The sequence below is a fragment of the Galbibacter sp. L-19 genome (genome assembly GCF_056857615.1).
In genome coordinates this window covers 412,289-430,812 of record NZ_JBSXNL010000067.1, presented here as the reverse complement: position 1 = coordinate 430,812, position 18,524 = coordinate 412,289, and the positions used below count along the sequence as shown (strand labels likewise).

The following is an 18,524-nucleotide window of genomic DNA, read 5'->3' as shown; positions in this document are numbered from 1 at the left end:
CCAAAAGCTCCTCTTTTATTTTTAGGATCTTTTCACTTCATCTTTAAAATAATAAACTCTGAGCGTCGGTTTATATCATGTTGTTCCTCAGTACATTTAACGCCATTGCTACATTCGTTAAGCAATCTAGATTCTCCATAACCAATAGCACTTTCTATTCGCTGAGATTCAATTCCTTGAGAAACAATATAATCTTTAGTTGCTTTAGCGCGTTTGTCAGATAATTCCATATTATATTCATCACGCCCCCTAGAATCGGTATGCGATTCAATTTTGATTATCATGGCTGGATATTCTTTCATAATAGTTACTACTTTGTCAAGCTCTACAGTAGCTTTACTTGTAATATCCCATTTATCGAAATCAAAATAAATAAGTCCGATTTTAATTTTTAACATGCCATCCTCTTGAACAATTAAATTATGTTTAATTTGAAGAGGAATTTCATTTACAAAATCATTTTCATTAGGACTCACAAATACATTTTCTTGTCCTTCATAACCTTCTTTTGACGCTTCTACTCTATAGGAAGTTTCACAAGAGATAGGAGTTTGGAAAGCATAACTCCCGTCTTCCGCAGAGCTAACACTATCTAGTACCTTGTCTCCCATATATAATTTAACAGTTGCATTAGCTTCAGGAGTACCATTGACAATATTTGTTACCGTTCCTTGAATAGATTGTACACATTTTTTGTCTCTTTGAAACGAATAAATATCATCATCTCCCGCTCCTCCTGCTCTATTTGACGACACATACCCTTGTTGTGTTGTTTCATTTATAATAAAAGCAAAGTCGTCTGCCTTACTATTTAAGGGTCTTCCTAAGTTAGAAGGTTTTGAAAATGTACCATCAGAAATAGTGGTTTCAAAAACATCAAGCCCTCCATACCCTAAATGTCCATCTGAAGCAAAGTAAATTTTATTTTTAGTTACATAAGGAAACATTTCTCTTCCGGCTGTATTAATCTTATCGCCTAAGTTTTTTGGACTGGAAAAGGTACCATCAGCATAAATATCTACTACATAAATATCCGACCCCCCTAAAGTTCCTGGCATATCGGAAGTAAAATATAGCTTTTTCCCATCGGGGCTTAAGCTGGGGTGACCAACAGAATAATCATCACTACAAAAAGGAAGTTCTTCAAGATTTTTCCAATTGTTGTTATGAGCTACTGCTCTATATATTTTCAAATTATTACTCCCTTGAGCATCTCTTTTTAATCCATCTTTTAAATAATTATTTCTAGTGAAATAAATGGTATCAAATCCTTTGGTAAAAACAGCACTTGCCTCATGATATTTACTGTTAATAGATTTTGAAAATGATTTTACATTGGTTAAATCGGTACCTCCAGAAGTAGTATCTGCAATAAATAAATTTAAATAAGGCTGATTATTCCATCGATATTTCCGAGTTGTAAAAACACTAGAATCTCGTGTGGAAGCAAAAACTACATGATTTCCGTAATAAGCAGCTCCAAAATCTGAAAATTTGGAGTTAGAAGATATGTGAGTAACATAAAACGAGGGTTGTAGATTCCGAAGCGCATCTATTAACTTATCGTTGTCTTTTAACTGGTCTACATTAAAAGTAGTATCGTTTAATTTTTCAGTATAAATTTTCATAATCCCTTTAGCTAGAACATAATTTCCAGTACCTTCTAAGGATTGGATGTACCGAAATGCATAGATAGGCTCAAGGTCGTTTTCATATTTTGAAAAAAGTTCGCCATACCATTTGGCTGCATTTTCCATATCAGAATTAAAAAAATACGAATCTCCTAAACGCATTAATGTTTCCTTAGAAGTATCGCCTTTTTTAACTGCACTTTCGTATTGTTGTGCTGCTTTTTTATACCAATAGCGATCAAAGTTTTTATCAGAAGTTCTGTCTTTAGTCTGAGCAAAAGAATAGACACTAACCAAAGTTAAACACACTAAAAATATATTATTGATGTACTTCATATTTAAAAGAATCGTGGTGATTTTAATTTTTCTTTATCTGATTTAAATTCGAAACGAATAAATATTTCATGCGTTCCAGAACTATAGTTTTTCAGATTTGTGGTGGTCATATCATACGCATATCCAAGTCCTATTCCTTCGGTTATTTGAATTCCTAACAATCCGCTAAAAGAATCGCCCCATCTATAGGCTGCTCCTAAACTCAAACGATCGTAGAACAGAAAATTGGCTGAGAAATCTGCTATTACTGGTGCTGCAGGCACATATTTTACCATAAATGCAGGTTTGAATTTTACATTGTAACTTAAATCGAATATTCTTCCTCCAATAAAATAAAAATGAACGCGCTCTACTCCTATTTCTTCCTCTACATCATCGTAATGATCTTCAGCAAAAAAATTAGGAACAGAAAGCCCTAGATAAGATTTTGAAGTATGGTAATAAACTCCAGCTCCTATAGTTGGATAAAATTTATTTATATCTCCTTGAAAAGCAACATCTGGGTTTTGATAAATTCCTTTACTAAAATCGGCATCAAAAAAACGACCTCCTGCTTTTAATCCAAAGGATAAAAGTTCATCATCATTATTCAAATGGACAGTATAAGAAAAATTAGCATCGATATAGAGTTCATTAGTTGGTCCCAAAGCATCATTTACAATGTTAAGTCCTAACCCTACATTTTTCCCAACAGGCGTATCAAAACCAAAGGTTTGCGTTTCTGGAGCTCCTTCTAGTCCTACCCATTGTGTACGATACAGACCTATAAGCGACATATGTCCGCGAGATCCCGTATAACCAGGATTTATACTCATAGTATTGTACATATACTGAGTGTATTGTGGGTATTGCTGAGCAAATGACATTCCGCTACAGATAAAAGCCAACGCAATTAATATATATTTCAAATTTTCTTTCATTCTAATGCTTCTTGTATTATTAGGCATCTAATTATTCTTTATCTACTTGTTAATATATAACCATCCTGTTAGGGGTTCCGAACCATCTTTTAAATCTAAAATATAATAGTATGTCCCTAATGGTAATACTTTATCGGTAGATTTTCCATCGGTAGTTCCATCCCAATCGTTGTTATAACCATCTTCTGCATGTACTAAACTTCCCCAACGGTTATAAACTTCTAAACGGTTTCCTGGGTAATTATTAATACAATCTATATAGAAGAAATCGTTCACACCATCTCCATTTGGAGAAAACTCATTGTAAATAGTTAAACAATTAGGATCTATAGTTGCTTGTGCGCTATCGTTTTCTGGATTGATATCTAATTGATCTAAATAAGCCAAGGATACAATGTTTACATAATCGTTAACATCCAATACTTTAGCAATTATCTCAAGAGTTGTATTTGTGTTTCCAGCAAGTGAACTAATACTCCAAATTCCAGTAGTTTCATTATAACTTCCAGAAGTTGTTGTAGCACTAACAAACTCATATCCGCTTGGTAAGTTATCTTCAATACCAATATTAGTGGCTTCAGTAGAACTTAAATTAGTAGCCATTATAGTAAAAGTAACGTTAGCCCCTATACTTGGCTTCATTTTATCAACAGATTTTTCTAGTCCAATATCTACACTCATTGCATTTACTACCACACTAGCCTCATCGTCATCTGGAATACCATCATTTAAATCATCTGTATCAAAACTTGTATTCGGGTCGCTATCAGGATCGTCAACATCACTAGCTGTAATCTCCGCTCTATTAGTAAAGTCTTCTACATTTCCAGTTGGGGCTTCTACAATAGCTCTAATAGTTAGTGTTTCTGTTTCTCCGTCTGAAATAATATTGTTTAAACTCCAGATTCCAGTAGTTTCATTATAAACCCCTGCTGTAGCAAAATAAGATTCAAAAGTAAATCCAGCTGGGAGTAAGTCTGTTACTTCCACCCCAGTTGCATCATTATCTCCACTATTTTGAAGGTGAAGTGTAAAGCGAATAACTTCTCCTACATTCGGACTCGCATTATCAACTTCTTTTGTTAGAGATAAATCGGCAAGACCCGTAGGGAACGGACTTACAGTTGATTGGTCATCTTCTTCTTCTACATTATTATTAGGAGTAGAATCTGAATCCGTTTGATCTAAACCTACCAATTCAGCAGTATTAGCATACGAACCACTTTCCTGTACAGTTGCGGTAACCTCCAGTGTAACAATATCATTACTTGGTAAACTACCAATATTCCATCCTCCGGTTACCTCATTATAAGTTCCTGCAGTAGTTGTAGCGCTTACAAATTGATATCCAGAAGGTAGTAAATCGTTAACTACCACTCCAGTAGCATCACTCGGACCGTTATTAAGTGTTATAATAGTAAAAACAATCTCATCCCCAGTTTGTGGCTCTTGAATGTTAACTGTTTTTTCTACTTCAATATCTACCGTTACACGTGGTAAAGTCTGTGCTTCATCTTGATCGTCCTCATTATCATCGCCATTAGCAGGTGTTGAGTCGGCATCAGTTTCATTAGCAGCAGTTACCTCAGCACTATTTAAATAGTTTCCGGTAGAATTAACACTCACTGTAATATTCATAATTATTGAAGCACCACTTGTTAAAGTTCCTACATTCCAGATTCCAGTAGTAGGATCATATAAACCTGCACTATTATCGGAAACATACGTATATCCATCTGGGAGCATATCGGTTACTTGAACCCCTGTTGCTGTACTTGGTCCTGCATTTTCTAAAGTTAACGTAAATACAATCTCATCTCCAGTATCTGGACGTAACACATTCACTTCTTTTTCAAGAGAAAGATCTATTATTGATGCTGGAGTTACCAGTACTTCTGAATAATCATCCTCAGAAACATCTCCATTATTCGGAGTAGAATCTGGATCTGTATTATCTGATGCTGTTATTTCTGAAGTATTTAAATATTCATCTGTAGCTCCAGTTGAAGCATTTACACGTGCTATAAGGGTGAGTGTCTGACTACCACCTGAAAGTATAGGTGTATTTATGTTCCATACTCCAGTTGCCGCATCATAATTTCCATTAGTAGAAGTACTTCCAATATAGGTAAATCCACTTGGTAACATATCGGTTACTTGAACTCCTGTTGCAATACCAGGCCCTTGATTATCTACAGTAAGAATAAACTGAATAGGATCTCCCACATTTGGAGTTGCATTTCCTACTGTTTTAGTTAACATTAAATCGGCATTAGCCACAGGAATTACCGTTACAGTAGATTGATCGTCTTCAGATTCCACTCCATTTCCAGGTGTTGAATCTGGATCTGGGGCATCGGCAGCAATTAATTCGGCCGTGTTGGTATAATTTCCAAGTGCCCTTACTCTTGCTGATATAGTTAATGTTACCGTAGCTCCATTGGCTAAATCGCCAATATTCCATGTTCCTACCGACTCATCATAAGTTCCTACAGAAGCACTTGCACTTTCAAAACTTAATCCTGAAGGAAGAATATCTCTTATTACAATTCCTGTAGCGTCACTAACATTAACACCACTATTAGAATTATTTAAAACAGAAATGGTATAATTAATTACATCCCCAATTCCAGGAGTATCATCATCAACTGTTTTTATTACTTCTATATCTGTAGGTCTACGAGGAACAACAGCTATTTGACCAAAATCGTCTCCCGTGCCATCTGCAGGCTGCGAGTCAACATCTTCTTGATCCACAGCTGTAACCTCAGCAGTATTTAAATAAGTTCCTGTAGAATTTACTGTAACATTAAGCTGAAGAAAAACTGTTTCCCCTGCACCAAGATTTGGTAAGCTCCAAACTCCCGTACCATTATTATAAGTTCCGTCTCCAGAAGAAGAAACAAAAGTATACCCACTTGGTAAGGCGTCGGTAACTTCTATATTTGTGGCTTCATTTGGTCCATCATTACTTAATGCCAAAGTAAAATTGATAGTCTCACCTACATCTGGCAATAATTTACTCACTAATTTATCTAAAGAAAGATCGATTAGCGTATTAGGCGTAACCTCTGCATCGTCTATATTATTTGTAGTATCTGGATCTGTTTGATCTGCAGCTGTAATTTCAGCAACATTTAAATAATCTCCCGTTGCATTTACTCTAGCTACTACTAATCCATTTACTTCTGCTCCCACAGGAATATCTCGTCCTATTGTCCAAACTCCTGTAGTGGTATCATAATTACCATCGCCATTAACACCTACAAGCGTATAACCACTAGGTAATAAATCGGTTACTTGTACCCCACTAGCTATTGCAGGTCCGTTATTAGTAACTTTAATTGTAAAACTAACCAGTCCACCTACATCTTGAGTGGAAGGACTTACAGATTTTGTCAATACCAAATCTGCTGGAAATTGAGGAATTACAACAACGGTGTCATAATCGTCTTCAGTAGGATCATTATTAGAAGGCTCAGAATTTGGATCCAATTGATCTTGACCAGTTACTTGTGCTGTGTTTATATAAGAACCTGTGGCTTCAACCGTAGCTGTAATAGTTAAGGTTGCTGTAACTCCAACTGCTAAATTCCCTACATTCCATGCGCCAGAATTAGGTATATAATTCCCTACAGAAGTTGTATGACTCACGTATGAAAATCCTGGTTGGTTTAATTTATCTGAAACAATCACTCCAGTTGCGTCCTGCGGACCACTATTTGTAACTTCAATTGTAAAGACAATATTATCTCCAACAATTGGAGTTAAATTATCTGCAGTTTTTACTACTGATAGATCAATTTGTGTTGGATTCGGAGTTATCTGTACCTCTGCTTGATCGTCTTCTGAATCATCCGCATTGTTTGGAGTGGAATCCGTATCTTCTTCATCGGCACTATATACTTCCGCTACATTTAAATAATTATCAAGCGGAATTGGTTGAGTATCGTCATACAGTAATACTTTAGCAGTAATCTCAAGAGTTGAAGTTCCACTTACCGAGATATTTCCAACCGTCCAAATACCTGTTGTTTCATCATAAGTTCCTCCACTATTGTCTGATACATATTCCAAACCAGCAGGCAATAAATCTTTAACCTCTACATTGGTGGCCTCACTAGGTCCATCATTGGTTACATTGATAGTAAATATAACTTCCTCTCCAATATTTGGAGTAGTGTTGTCTACTGCTTTGGTTAGCGATAAATCGATTTGCGGAATTGGAGTTACAGATGCTTCGGCTTCATCATCATCTGCAATACCATCTCCTAAATCGTCTGTATCAAAACTTACAGAAACATCTGAATCTGGATCATCATTTGCCGAGGCGGTAATTTCTGCTTGATTTAGATAATCTCCTGATGGATTAACAGTAGCAACAATTTGTAAATTATCAACTTCTCCAACTCCAAGAGGACTTGACATCGTCCAATTTCCAGATATTGGGTCATACGCACCTTCCGTAACAGTAGATCCAACATAGGTATATCCGCTAGGTAATAAATCATTAATAACAACTCCAGAAGTAGTGTTAGGTCCGTCATTAGTTACCGTAATCGAGAAAATTACATTCTCTCCAACCTCTTGTTCAGTTACATTAACTGTTTTAGTTAAACTTAAATCGGAGATTAAAATAGCATCTAAATCTACTCCATCTTGATCATCTTCTGTAGCTACATTATTATTTGGTGTAGAATCTGCATCTGTTTGATCTAAATCTACTAGCTCAGCTACATTTGTAAAATCTCCTGATCCTGTAGTTATAATTAATGTTTCTATTGATAATGTTTCGGTTGCCCCTGCTGCTAAATTGCCTACTACCCATGTTCCAGGACTTCCATCTGTATAAAGTCCTGTTGAAGCTACATCCGATTGATATGTAAAATTATCGCCCATACGATCCTCAATAACTACACTCGTAGCATCTCCAGGACCATTATTAGTAACAGAAATAGTAAATGTTACAGTGTCTCCATCTGTTACTGTTTGTACATCTGATATTTTAGTTACTTCAATATCAACAATATTTTGAGGTGTTGTACTTGCTAGTGCAAAATCATCTTCAGTTGGATTATTATTTCCAGGAGTAGAATCTGGATCGTATTGATCGCTTGCAGTAACCTGTACTACGTTTACGTGTGCTGCTAAGGAACCATTCCCTGCTTCTACAGTAGCTGTATATTCTAACTCAACTACATCTCCTGAAAGTACAGTTAAACCATTCCATATAATTGTACTACCACTAATTACTCCTCCTTGATTTGCGGTTAGTGCTGTATAACCCGAAGGTACTAAATCTCTTATCTCTACTCCTGTAGCATCATTAGGGCCGTTGTTACTCACCTCAATAGTAAAAGTTACTGTCTGTCCTAAATTTGGGGTTGAGGTATCTACAGTTTTAGCAATACTTAAATCTGCAGATGCTGGAGTAATTTCTATACTATCTTCATCATCTTCACTTTGATCTCCATCATCGTTATTAGGTGTAGAGTCTATATCCACCTGATCCATTGCTGTTATTTGCGCTGTATTTACATATTCGTTTACAGTTCCTCTTGGAGCTAAAACTTCAGCAGTAAACGAACCTGAAACCGTTCCTCCAGCTGGGACATTAAACCCTGTCCAAGTAACTATACTTCCTATGTAGGAAGCATTGGCATCTACCGAAACAATGGTAAATCCTGCTGGCACATAATCTTGTACAGCAACATTGGTTGCCGCTGTTGTACTCTCATTAGTAACAGATAAGTTAAAAGTTACTACATCGCCTACATTTGGGTTGGCATTACTTACTGTTTTAGATAACGATAAATCTGTTTGTGAAATAGGAACTGTTAATTCAGCTTCATCATCATCTGCTATCCCATCATTTAAATCGTCTTCATCGGTACTTGAGCTTGGATCGCTATCAGGATCATTATTACTAGAATTTGTTATTTCTGCAACATTGGTATAATTAGTTCCAGTAGCATTAGGCATAGCCCTATAAATTAAGGAACTAGTAAATCCACTATTCAAACTAATATTATTCCAAGTAATAGAATTATCTCCTGTATTGTATTGTCCATTATTTGTTGCTGAACCCGTAACAAAAGTATAGCCATCTGGAATAGTATCTTTAACGCTAATATTTGAAGCATCTCCAGGCCCATTATTTACAAGGTTTAGACGAAAAGTTACTTCTTCTCCAATATTAGCTTCGGTAACATTGGCAGATTTTGTTAATTCTAGGTCGGCTGATTCTACCGTTACTAAAACTGAATCCTCATCATCGTCGGCTATACCATCATTTAAATCGTCTGTATTAAAGCCAGTAACAGGGTCACTATCGGGATCTATTTGATCTGACGCTGTAATTAGGGCTCTATTTTCATAGTTTCCTGTTTTGTTTACAGTAGCCTGAAACTCTAAGATTACTGTTTGTCCTAACGCAACTTCAAGATCTTCCCAAAGTATTGCTAAATTCCCAGAGTAATATATCCCTCCATTTGTTGCTGAATTTGGTACAAATGTATATCCGTTAGGAATTAAATCTGCAACAGATATTCCTGTAGCATCTGAAGTTCCTGTGGCATCATTATTAAATACATCAATAGTAAAAGTAACCACATCTCCAGGTGAAGCTGTTGTAGGATTTGCAGTTTTGGTAATCTCTAAATCGGCACTTCCAATAATATCTACTCTAACAACATCTGTAGATTGTGTACAAACCCCGTTAGAAATTGTCCAAGAAAAATAATAAGTCCCTTTAGAAACATTTGCCACCGATGTTGAAGGATTTGCTGGATTTGTAAAAACAGCCGCCGTAGGTCCAGAAACCATTGCCCATGTTCCTTGCCCAACTGTAGGTGTATTTCCTGCCATAATTAACGGAGTAAACTCTGCAATTGTTTGGTTAGGTCCAGCTTCTGCAGTTGTTGGACTTGCAAATACTTTAATTAGCATGCTATCCATATCACTACAACCTCCTTTCTCTGTAGTCCACATCAATTCATAATCTCCAGCCACTAAATCTAACAAGGTAGAATTAGGGTTATTAACATTTCCAAAAGTTGGCGTATTTGGACCACTTACCACCGACCATGTTCCTACGGTTGCATCACCACTAGGGATATCTCCTGCATCCAAAGTAGTGGTTGTGCTTGTTGCTGGAGCTATTAAACAAATTTCTTGATCTGCACCTGCATCTGCAACAATAGGCGGATCATCTGTAAAGGTTATAGCTACTGTATCTTCTGTTGGTGCGCAAGCAGATGGCGCTTGATAAGGTCCCGTAGAAACGGTCCATTTTAATGTATACGTTCCTAATGCTGTAATATTTGAAAGCGTGGTAGTTGGAGAATTTGGACTATCAATAATAGCATCGCCTCCAGAAGGGTCTGTTTCAAAACTCCAGCTCCCTACCCCTGCTGTTGGAGTTACAGCACTCATTTGAGCGGTTAATATACATGCGTTTGTTTGGTCTGGCCCCGCATCTGCTTGAGATGGTTCTGGATATACTACTAAACGTACTACATCTGATTCGGTTGTACAATTTCCTGCACTAAAATTCCACTCAAGAATATAAAACCCTGCAACATCCAATCCTGTAATAGTTGTAGTTGGTGATGATGGGTCTGTAATAGTAGCAACACCACCATCTGGTTGATAAGCTATTCTCCATTCTGCGGTTATTCCTGCTGGAGGGACATTTCCATTTAATGTATATGTATTGACAGGTTGAAGGTCTGCTCGACATAATTCTTGATCTGGCCCTGCTACTGGAGGAAACTCTGGTGACCCTGTATTTATTATAGTTACATCATCCGAAGTAATACACCCTGGACTATCTGTAGTAAAACGAAATACATAATCGGCTCCCGGTTCTATTTGTGCATTGGCAATATTACTATTTGCAGGACTCTGATTTATAACAGCATTTGTTCCTGTAGAAGACACCTGAGACCATGTTCCAGTAGAACCTTCTTCTGCTTGAAGGAATACATTGGTGGCATTACATAAGTTTTGATCTGGCCCTGCATTGGCGGGAGTCCCTATGGTAACTTGAACTTCATCTGTACTGGCCTCACAATTAGGATCGCCTTTAATAGACCATATAAATGTATAGGTTCCTGTTAATAAATTTGTTACTGTGGTATTTGGATTGGTTGGGTCTGTAATAACAGGAGTATTACGCCCCCTGGTCCTACAGTCCAAGTTCCTGTTTCTGTATTTGTATCGTAACTATTTGCCGCTAAAGTTATGGTGTTTCCTCCATCACAAATAGATTGATCCGGTCCTGCATTAGCTATAGTTGAAGGAATTCCCACATTTAGCGTTACTTGATCGCTAGCTGTAGAACATTGACCAGCACTCACCGTCCATTCAAAAATATAAGTTCCAGAATATGTAAAATTAATATCTGTTGTTGGATTTGTTGGATCTGTAATGGTATAGCCTCCTGGCCCAATTATTTGTGTCCATTCTCCTACCCCATTTGAAGAAGTAGCAGTCATTGTAAAAGTACTAGCACAAGCCGTTTGGTCGGGACCTGCATTGGCAGTTGCCTCTCCATCAATTACAATAGAAACAGAATCTTCAGTAGGTGTACAACCATTAATTCTACTTATAGTCCATGTAAAAGTATATTCGCCATCTGCTGGAATTGTAACAGACGTATTTGGATCGTTTACATCTGCTATAACAGGGCCAGCTGGAGAAACTGTCCACAAACCTGTTTCTATTAATGCTGGAGTATTTCCTTCTAAAGAAATTTCTGTGGTACCAGAAGCATAACAACGGTCGTCTCCTGCTTCTGCTTGTGTTGGTCCTGCGGAAGCAGAAGTACTTATAACCACTTCATCACTTCCTATTGAAGAACAATCGGATGTCGTATTTTCTACTGTCCATTGCAGCGTATAAGTAACGTTTTCATCATCAAAACCTGTAGCTATGGTATTTGGGTCATTTGCATCTTCAAAAACAACTGTTTGAGGGGCTCCATCGGCTACTTGAGACCACGTTCCTGTTTGTCCATCCACAGGAGTACTCCCTGCCATTTGCACTTCTATTCCTGTACATAAATCTAATTGATCTGCCCCTGCATCAACATCTCCATCTACAATTTCATCCGATACAGTTACCCTCACATCAGATTGTAACGTTTTATCTGGATTACAAGCCCCGCCAGCTGTATTTACCGTATATCTAAACACATAAATACCAGGAACTAAACCCGTTACAGAAGTTACCCTATCAAAGGGATTCACAAAATTTGCCGTACTAGGCCCTGTAAGTTGTGTCCAAACAGATTCTCCTGAATCTACATTATTTCCCGTAAGTTCAGTTTCAGTTATACCGCATGCTAAAGTTTGATTTGTCCCTCCATTGGCAGGTGTTGGTGCCTTAGAGATCGTAACATTTATTTCATCAGTAGCTACATCACATTCTGAAAGAATATCTCCCGTAACTCTTCTTCTAAAAGACAACACATACGATCCTGATTGTTCAAAAGTTATTTCTAAAGGTGATGAATTCGGAAAACTTTGATATGCGGTTGGATATGAGAAAGCTGATGGCGGACCACTAACAATACTATATTCATTTACACCATTACCTGTTGTGGCAAATGGAATACTTATAGTTTCCATACCACATTCTCCAATAATATCCATTCCGTTATTCACTTCTATAGCTAAGTTATTATCGCTATAACTAACCCTTACATTACTAGATGTAGAACACCCTGTTTCTTCATTTATAATAGTATAATTGAATTGATAGGTATTATTATAAGACAGACCAGTTACTGCCGTAGTAGAACTATTTGGATTAGAAATAGTGGCTGGTGGACCACTTGTTTGTGTCCATAATACTGTTTCTCCTGCATAATCAGGTTCGTTCCCTACCAAGGTAGTTTGTGTTACACTAGAATTACAAAATACTTGATTCCCATTTTGAACAGTAGCTTGTGTAACATCTTGTGAAGCTCCGTCAACAGTTATTGTTACCGTATCAGAACCATTTACACATGGCCCAGAAACAGTCCAACGAAATACATAAGTCCCTTCAAACAATCCAGTAACTTGTGTATTATTATCGTTTGAATTTACAATAGTAGGCTCACGAGTACCAGTTACAAATGTCCATGTACCCTGCTGTCCTCCTGTTCCATTTCCTGCAAAACTTCCGTTTAAATTAGTAGATTGAGATACAGTATAACAACTATTTAAAATTTGATCCGGACCAGCATCAACTGGTTCTACACCTCCATAATTTGTAATGGTAATTTCATCATAAGTCTCACATCTAAGACCAGGAGCATATTCTGGACCACTAATAGTCCACCGCAACGTGGTAGTTCCGGCAGAACCTTGAGACAAATCTAACGTTGTACTAGGAGCAGTAGCATTATTAATAGTAACCCCAGCACCATTATTACCTATAATACTCCACACCCCTGTTTCTCCTGCATTTGAAGGCGTATTTCCTGTAATAAGCACCCCTCCAGAACTATCAGGACAAGAAGTAATATCTGTACCAGCATTAGCTATAGTAATAGGTTCTACAGTTATAGTAACATCTTGAAAAACGGAAACACCATCCCCACACATAGCACTCAACCTAAAAGTATAAGTGTTCCCACCTATCATCCCTGTAATAGCCGTTTCTAAATTATTTGGATCTTCAATAGTAACTGCAGATCCGCTTACCTGACTCCAAACAGCACTACTATTTAAATTTCCTGCAGTAGAACCAGAAAGTTCAAAAGAAGTTATATCCCCACAAATAGTCTCATCAATTCCTGCATTAACACTACAATCTTGAGCATTTGCAGTAAATACACATAAAAATAAAACTAATAAAACACATAGTTTCCCTTGAAATTTAAAATGTTTACTATACGTTTTATAGGATACTGAAATTAAAGACAAAAAAGAAGAGTAATATTTAACCATGTAGATTATATTGACCTGTTAGTTATAAGTACTGATAGTTAACTTGATAAGCAGTAAAAATAAATAAAAAAAATATTTTCTTGCAAACAATGTAATATTAAACTACAAAATATAGAAAACTATCAATTATTAATTAATTATTTTAATAATCAAAAATATGTTCAGGGGAAGGGAAAATCTTATTCATCATAAATTTAAATAATTTTAACATCTAATTATAATAAAAATCAACTTTTTATTTCTTTGTCCTGCCTATATTTGAAAAAAATCAACGTTTAACAATTACTTACAATGAAAAAAATTCTATACGCAGGGCTTTTCTTCGCTTTTGCATGTAATAGTGCACAACAAAATGTTAGCACTAACTCAAACAGTAACACTACGGAAAAATCTGACCGAGTTACTTATGCAAACACTATTACTGAAGGCGAATTAAAAGAGCATTTGTACACCTATGCTTCAGATGAATTTGAAGGTAGAAATACAGGAGATGAAGGACAGAAAAAAGCTGTTGAATATTTAAAAAAGGAATATGAAACACTAGGAATTCCTGCTGCTCAAGGTAATGGCAACTACTTCCAAAATGTACCTCTTGAAGTTAGTGGTGTTCCTACTGGAGCTGTAACTATTGGAAATAACAATTTTAATTTAGGAGAAGGAGTTATAACTTTTTCCTCGGTAGCTAGCAAAGATTATGATATTGTATATGCTGGATATGGAATTGATACCGAAAAATATTCAGATTATAAAAATATTGATGTAAAAGGTAAATATATCCTAATTAAAATAGGAGAGCCAAAAACAGACGATGGTAACTATATTTTAACGGGAACAAAAGAACCAGGAGTTTGGTCTAATTGGAGAGAAACGCTTTCTAAAAGAATTGAAATTGCTACTGAAAAAGGTGCGGAAGGAGTTATTTATTATGATGATGCTTTTTACGATCGTGCTATTAGAAGATACCAACATTCTCTTGAATCAAATGGTGGCGGACAAATGAGCCTAAAAAGCGATGCTAAAAAAATAGCTGCCCTATTTGTTAATAAAGAGGTAGCTACAAAAATCTATAAGAACGTTGATACAGAAGTTAAAGCTAAATCTTTAGACGAAACTATTAAATTAAATGTTGAAAACGCTACAAAAGAAATTTCTTCTGAAAATGTTGCCGCACTAATTAAAGGTAAAAGTAAACCAAATGAATACCTAGTTATCTCTGCACATTTAGACCATGTGGGAGTGGATGCCGATGGAAATGTATTTAATGGTGCCGATGATGATGGAAGTGGAACTGTTGCCATTCTTGAAATTGCTGAAGCCTTTAAAAAAGCTGCAAATGAAGGAAATGGCCCTGAACGCTCTATTTTATTTTTACATGTTACTGGAGAAGAAAAAGGATTATTAGGTTCTGAATATTACTCTGAACACCCAATATTTCCTTTAGAAAATACAGTTGCCGATTTAAATATTGATATGATTGGTAGAATTGATCCTAAAAGAGAAGGCGATAGAAATTACATTTATTTAATTGGTTCTGATAAATTAAGTACTGAGCTACATGAGATTTCTGAAGATGTAAATAAAAAATATGCTAATATAGAATTAGATTACACCTATAACGACGAGAACGATCCAAATCGTTTTTACTACAGAAGTGATCATTATAATTTTGCTAAACACAATGTGCCTATTATCTTTTATTTCAACGGTACGCATGCAGATTATCATAAAATATCTGATACTCCAGATAAAATAAATTACGATTTATTAGCTAACAGAGCTAAATTGGTGTTCCAAACAGCTTGGGAAGTAGCAAATAGACCAGAAAGAATTGTAGTTGATAAAGCAGTTCCAACTAAATAAACCCCTCATTGAGGGTTTTATTCCCCAGAGTCTGTCCTGAGTATCTTGAAGGGTTCTACGTCGAAATGGACTAAATTATTCCCTTTTGAATACCTTGTAGGCTAGTCTTGAGGTAGTTGATATAACTAAGCACAAGTTTTTAATACTTTGCAAAATCTATAAAAAAAACCTGAGCAATTCTTGCTCAGGTTTTTTTATTCTTCAAAAGATTATTTTTTAAAACCTGCTCTGAAATTATCAAAGGGCAATCCCTCGAAATATATAATAATTTTTATTTACATCCTCCAGTAAATCCAGTAGCATCAAATTTTGTTCTAATTGCTCCTTGATTTTGCCCCTGAACAGCTTGAATAATTAAATCGTTAACTCCACTTCTTTTTGGGCTACAATATTCAAATAAGTAATAACTTTTAGCTTGTCCAGCCACATTATCAGAGATTTCTTCAAAAGTATCTTCCAACTCATCTTTGTTGCTTGCAAAAGCAGATGCAGTTTTCCCAATTCTCTGTAATACATCTTCATCTATTTCATCTCCTAAACCTATAGTGAAAAAAGAAATATTGTCATTCGCATTTTCAACAGTACTTAAAGCTGTACCTTCATCTACTCTAGCGGCTTGATCTGTTCCATCGGTAAAAATAACAATAGAAGAAGCAGCTAAAACATCATTTCCTTCATTTTCATTTAAAATATCAGTAGCAATTTTTGTAGAGTTTACTACTGCTCCATAAAGGTTGGTGGAAGGATCGTTACTTATGTCTGTTGTGATGCCATCTACAGCCATTTTTAATTCTTCTCTATTGGTAGTTAACGGATTTAACTCATGTAATTGCTCTTCCCCATCAAACCAATAAATAGCCATTTTATACTGTTCATCTGCAACTTCAGGCATTACTTCATCTATAAAACTAACAGAAGCAGCTTTTAATTCCTCTAAACTAGCACTCAAAACACTATTACTTAAGTCTAAAACTAAAAGTGTATTGGTATTAAATATTTGGGTATTTGGAGAAATTCTTCCATTAGATTCTGATGGAGAAATTGCTCTTGGACAATCGTCGTTTGTTCCTTGCTCAAATATATTAAAGTTATTAGCTTGAAGATTTGGAACTGCATTTCCTTCTGTATCATTTACCTTAAAAAATACAGACACTTTCCCTGGAAGAGTTTCATAGGTATCTTGAATGGTAAGTTTTAAAGTAGCTTCTTCAAAACCTAAACAGTTTGGAATTTCCGCAGAATCATTATAATCATCATCAGAAGAACCACAAGCTACAAGCAAACTGGTCACGCATAAAAAACTCACTATTGTTTTAAATAATTTCATTTGTTTCGTTTTAATTTTAAAAATTTTATTTGAATTTCTATTCCCCTATTTATACGATTATAAATTGTAAATAGACGTTTTAAAAGTGTTTTATCACTAGGCATTAAACGTAAAAAAGAAATTAAAATTATATAGGCATACTAAATGTTTACTACCTAAATAATACTGTTGGGAAATGAATATTACCCATAGATAAAGTAGCTCTATTTACAAATGAAGAAATTATTTTTAAAACCTTACTAATTAGGTTTTTATAAACAGAAATCTAGTATTTTTGATCTAAAGCATTGCTAAACTTAGAAAAATCATCTGTTTCTGCCATTTTTCTAATTTTATCAGCATCAAAATTTCCTTTTAAATAAAGTAAAGAATTATTAGAACCGTTACTGTTATGAAGTATAATTTGTTTAATTGTATTTCCTTGTTCTTTTACTGAAAGAAGACTACGGGTGTTATCGTTATTTTTTCTAAAAACATCGGAATAGCCACTTTTTGTAATCTTATCTATTTCTGTATTTATTTGCTGATTTCTAAGGGAAGAACTGCTAGGAAGATTCATGTATCTAATGTCTGATACATTTCCAATCAATTCATTCATTTCTGGAGATAGGTTTCCTAATAGGGAATACATAAATTTCGGAACTTGAACAGCTGTTACATTGGTGTCGTTCTTATGAGCATCGTAAAAACTTTCTACACTACTTCCACAAGAAATAAATAACAAAATGAATCCAGTAAATAGAATTTTTTTCAGCATGATGTATCTTTTTTCTAAAGATAATAAAAAATTAAACACATGCGTCCCAAAGAGAATCCTTTGGCAATGGAGCTATAATGCTTATTTTTTCTTTTTTTACAGGATGTTCAAATTCTAATTTTCTTGCATGTAAATGAATACTACCGTCTTTATTGCTTCTATCAAACCCATATTTTAGGTCGCCTTTTATCGGACTTCCAATCGAAGAAAGTTGTGAACGAATTTGATGATGCCGTCCCGTTTCTAAATCAATTTCTAATAGATGATAGTTATTTAAACTTTGTAATACCTGATACTCTAAAATTGCCTTTTTACTGTCTGGCACTTCATTTTTATGCGCATACGACTTGTTTTGTTTTGGATTACGCTTCATCCAATGCACCAACTTATCGGTTGTTTTTTCTGGTTTATTCTTTACAATTGCCCAATAGGTTTTTTTAGCATCTTTATCTTTAAAAAGCTTATTGAGTCTGGGTAAAGCCTTAGATGTTTTTGCAAAAAGCACAATCCCAGTTGTAGGTCTGTCTAACCGATGTACAACTCCCAAATATACATTTCCAGGCTTATTGTACTTATCTTTTATATATTCTTTTACAACTTCAGACAGTGGGGTGTCGCCAGTTTTATCGCCTTGTACAATATCTCCTGCACGCTTATTTACCACAATAATGTGGTTATCTTCAAATAAAACTTGTAAGTTATTTTTATTAGAATGCAATGCCATGTGTTGCGTTAATTTAATCCCTCATAGAG

The 18,524-nt window shown here is 35.5% G+C and carries 8 protein-coding genes; 1 reads left to right on the top strand and 7 read right to left on the bottom strand.

The window, feature by feature from the left end:
- Window positions 1-32: 32 nt before the first annotated feature.
- Genes AC13CQ_RS15170 through AC13CQ_RS15155 form a run of 4 tightly spaced genes read right to left on the bottom strand, consistent with a single transcriptional unit; the run spans window position 33 to window position 13,827 of the window.
- Entirely contained in the window at window positions 33-1,967 is a 1,935-nt protein-coding gene (locus tag AC13CQ_RS15170; protein ID WP_474507807.1) for an OmpA family protein, read from the bottom strand.
- Window positions 1,968-1,969: 2 nt separating this feature from the next.
- Entirely contained in the window at window positions 1,970-2,914 is a 945-nt protein-coding gene (locus AC13CQ_RS15165; RefSeq protein WP_008614817.1) for a PorP/SprF family type IX secretion system membrane protein, read from the bottom strand.
- A 15-nt stretch (window positions 2,915-2,929) separates the two neighbouring features.
- A complete protein-coding gene (locus tag AC13CQ_RS15160; RefSeq protein ID WP_474507808.1) occupies window positions 2,930-11,086 on the bottom strand; it encodes a DUF7507 domain-containing protein in 8,157 nt (2,718 codons plus the stop codon).
- Window positions 11,017-13,827, bottom strand: a complete 2,811-nt coding sequence (locus AC13CQ_RS15155) for a PKD domain-containing protein (protein ID WP_474507809.1) — start codon at window positions 13,825-13,827, stop codon at window positions 11,017-11,019. The genes AC13CQ_RS15160 and AC13CQ_RS15155 overlap by 70 nt, the downstream gene beginning before the upstream one ends.
- A 291-nt stretch (window positions 13,828-14,118) precedes the next feature.
- On the opposite strand from AC13CQ_RS15155, the gene AC13CQ_RS15150 reads away from it, so the two are divergent.
- Window positions 14,119-15,687, top strand: coding sequence for a M28 family peptidase (locus AC13CQ_RS15150; protein ID WP_474507810.1), 1,569 nt, complete (start codon window positions 14,119-14,121; stop codon window positions 15,685-15,687).
- Between the two features lie 271 nt (window positions 15,688-15,958).
- Here AC13CQ_RS15150 and AC13CQ_RS15145 read toward each other — a convergent pair whose 3' ends face one another.
- From AC13CQ_RS15145 to AC13CQ_RS15135, 3 genes are all read right to left on the bottom strand, one after another.
- Window positions 15,959-17,014, bottom strand: a complete 1,056-nt coding sequence (locus AC13CQ_RS15145; RefSeq protein WP_337900665.1) for a vWA domain-containing protein — start codon at window positions 17,012-17,014, stop codon at window positions 15,959-15,961.
- A gap of 265 nt (window positions 17,015-17,279) precedes the next feature.
- A complete protein-coding gene (locus AC13CQ_RS15140) occupies window positions 17,280-17,771 on the bottom strand; it encodes a DUF4252 domain-containing protein (protein ID WP_008614810.1) in 492 nt (163 codons plus the stop codon).
- A gap of 31 nt (window positions 17,772-17,802) precedes the next feature.
- Window positions 17,803-18,495: an RluA family pseudouridine synthase gene (locus AC13CQ_RS15135; protein ID WP_008614809.1), complete on the bottom strand. Its 693-nt coding sequence runs from the start codon at window positions 18,493-18,495 to the stop codon at window positions 17,803-17,805.
- Window positions 18,496-18,524: the final 29 nt, after the last annotated feature.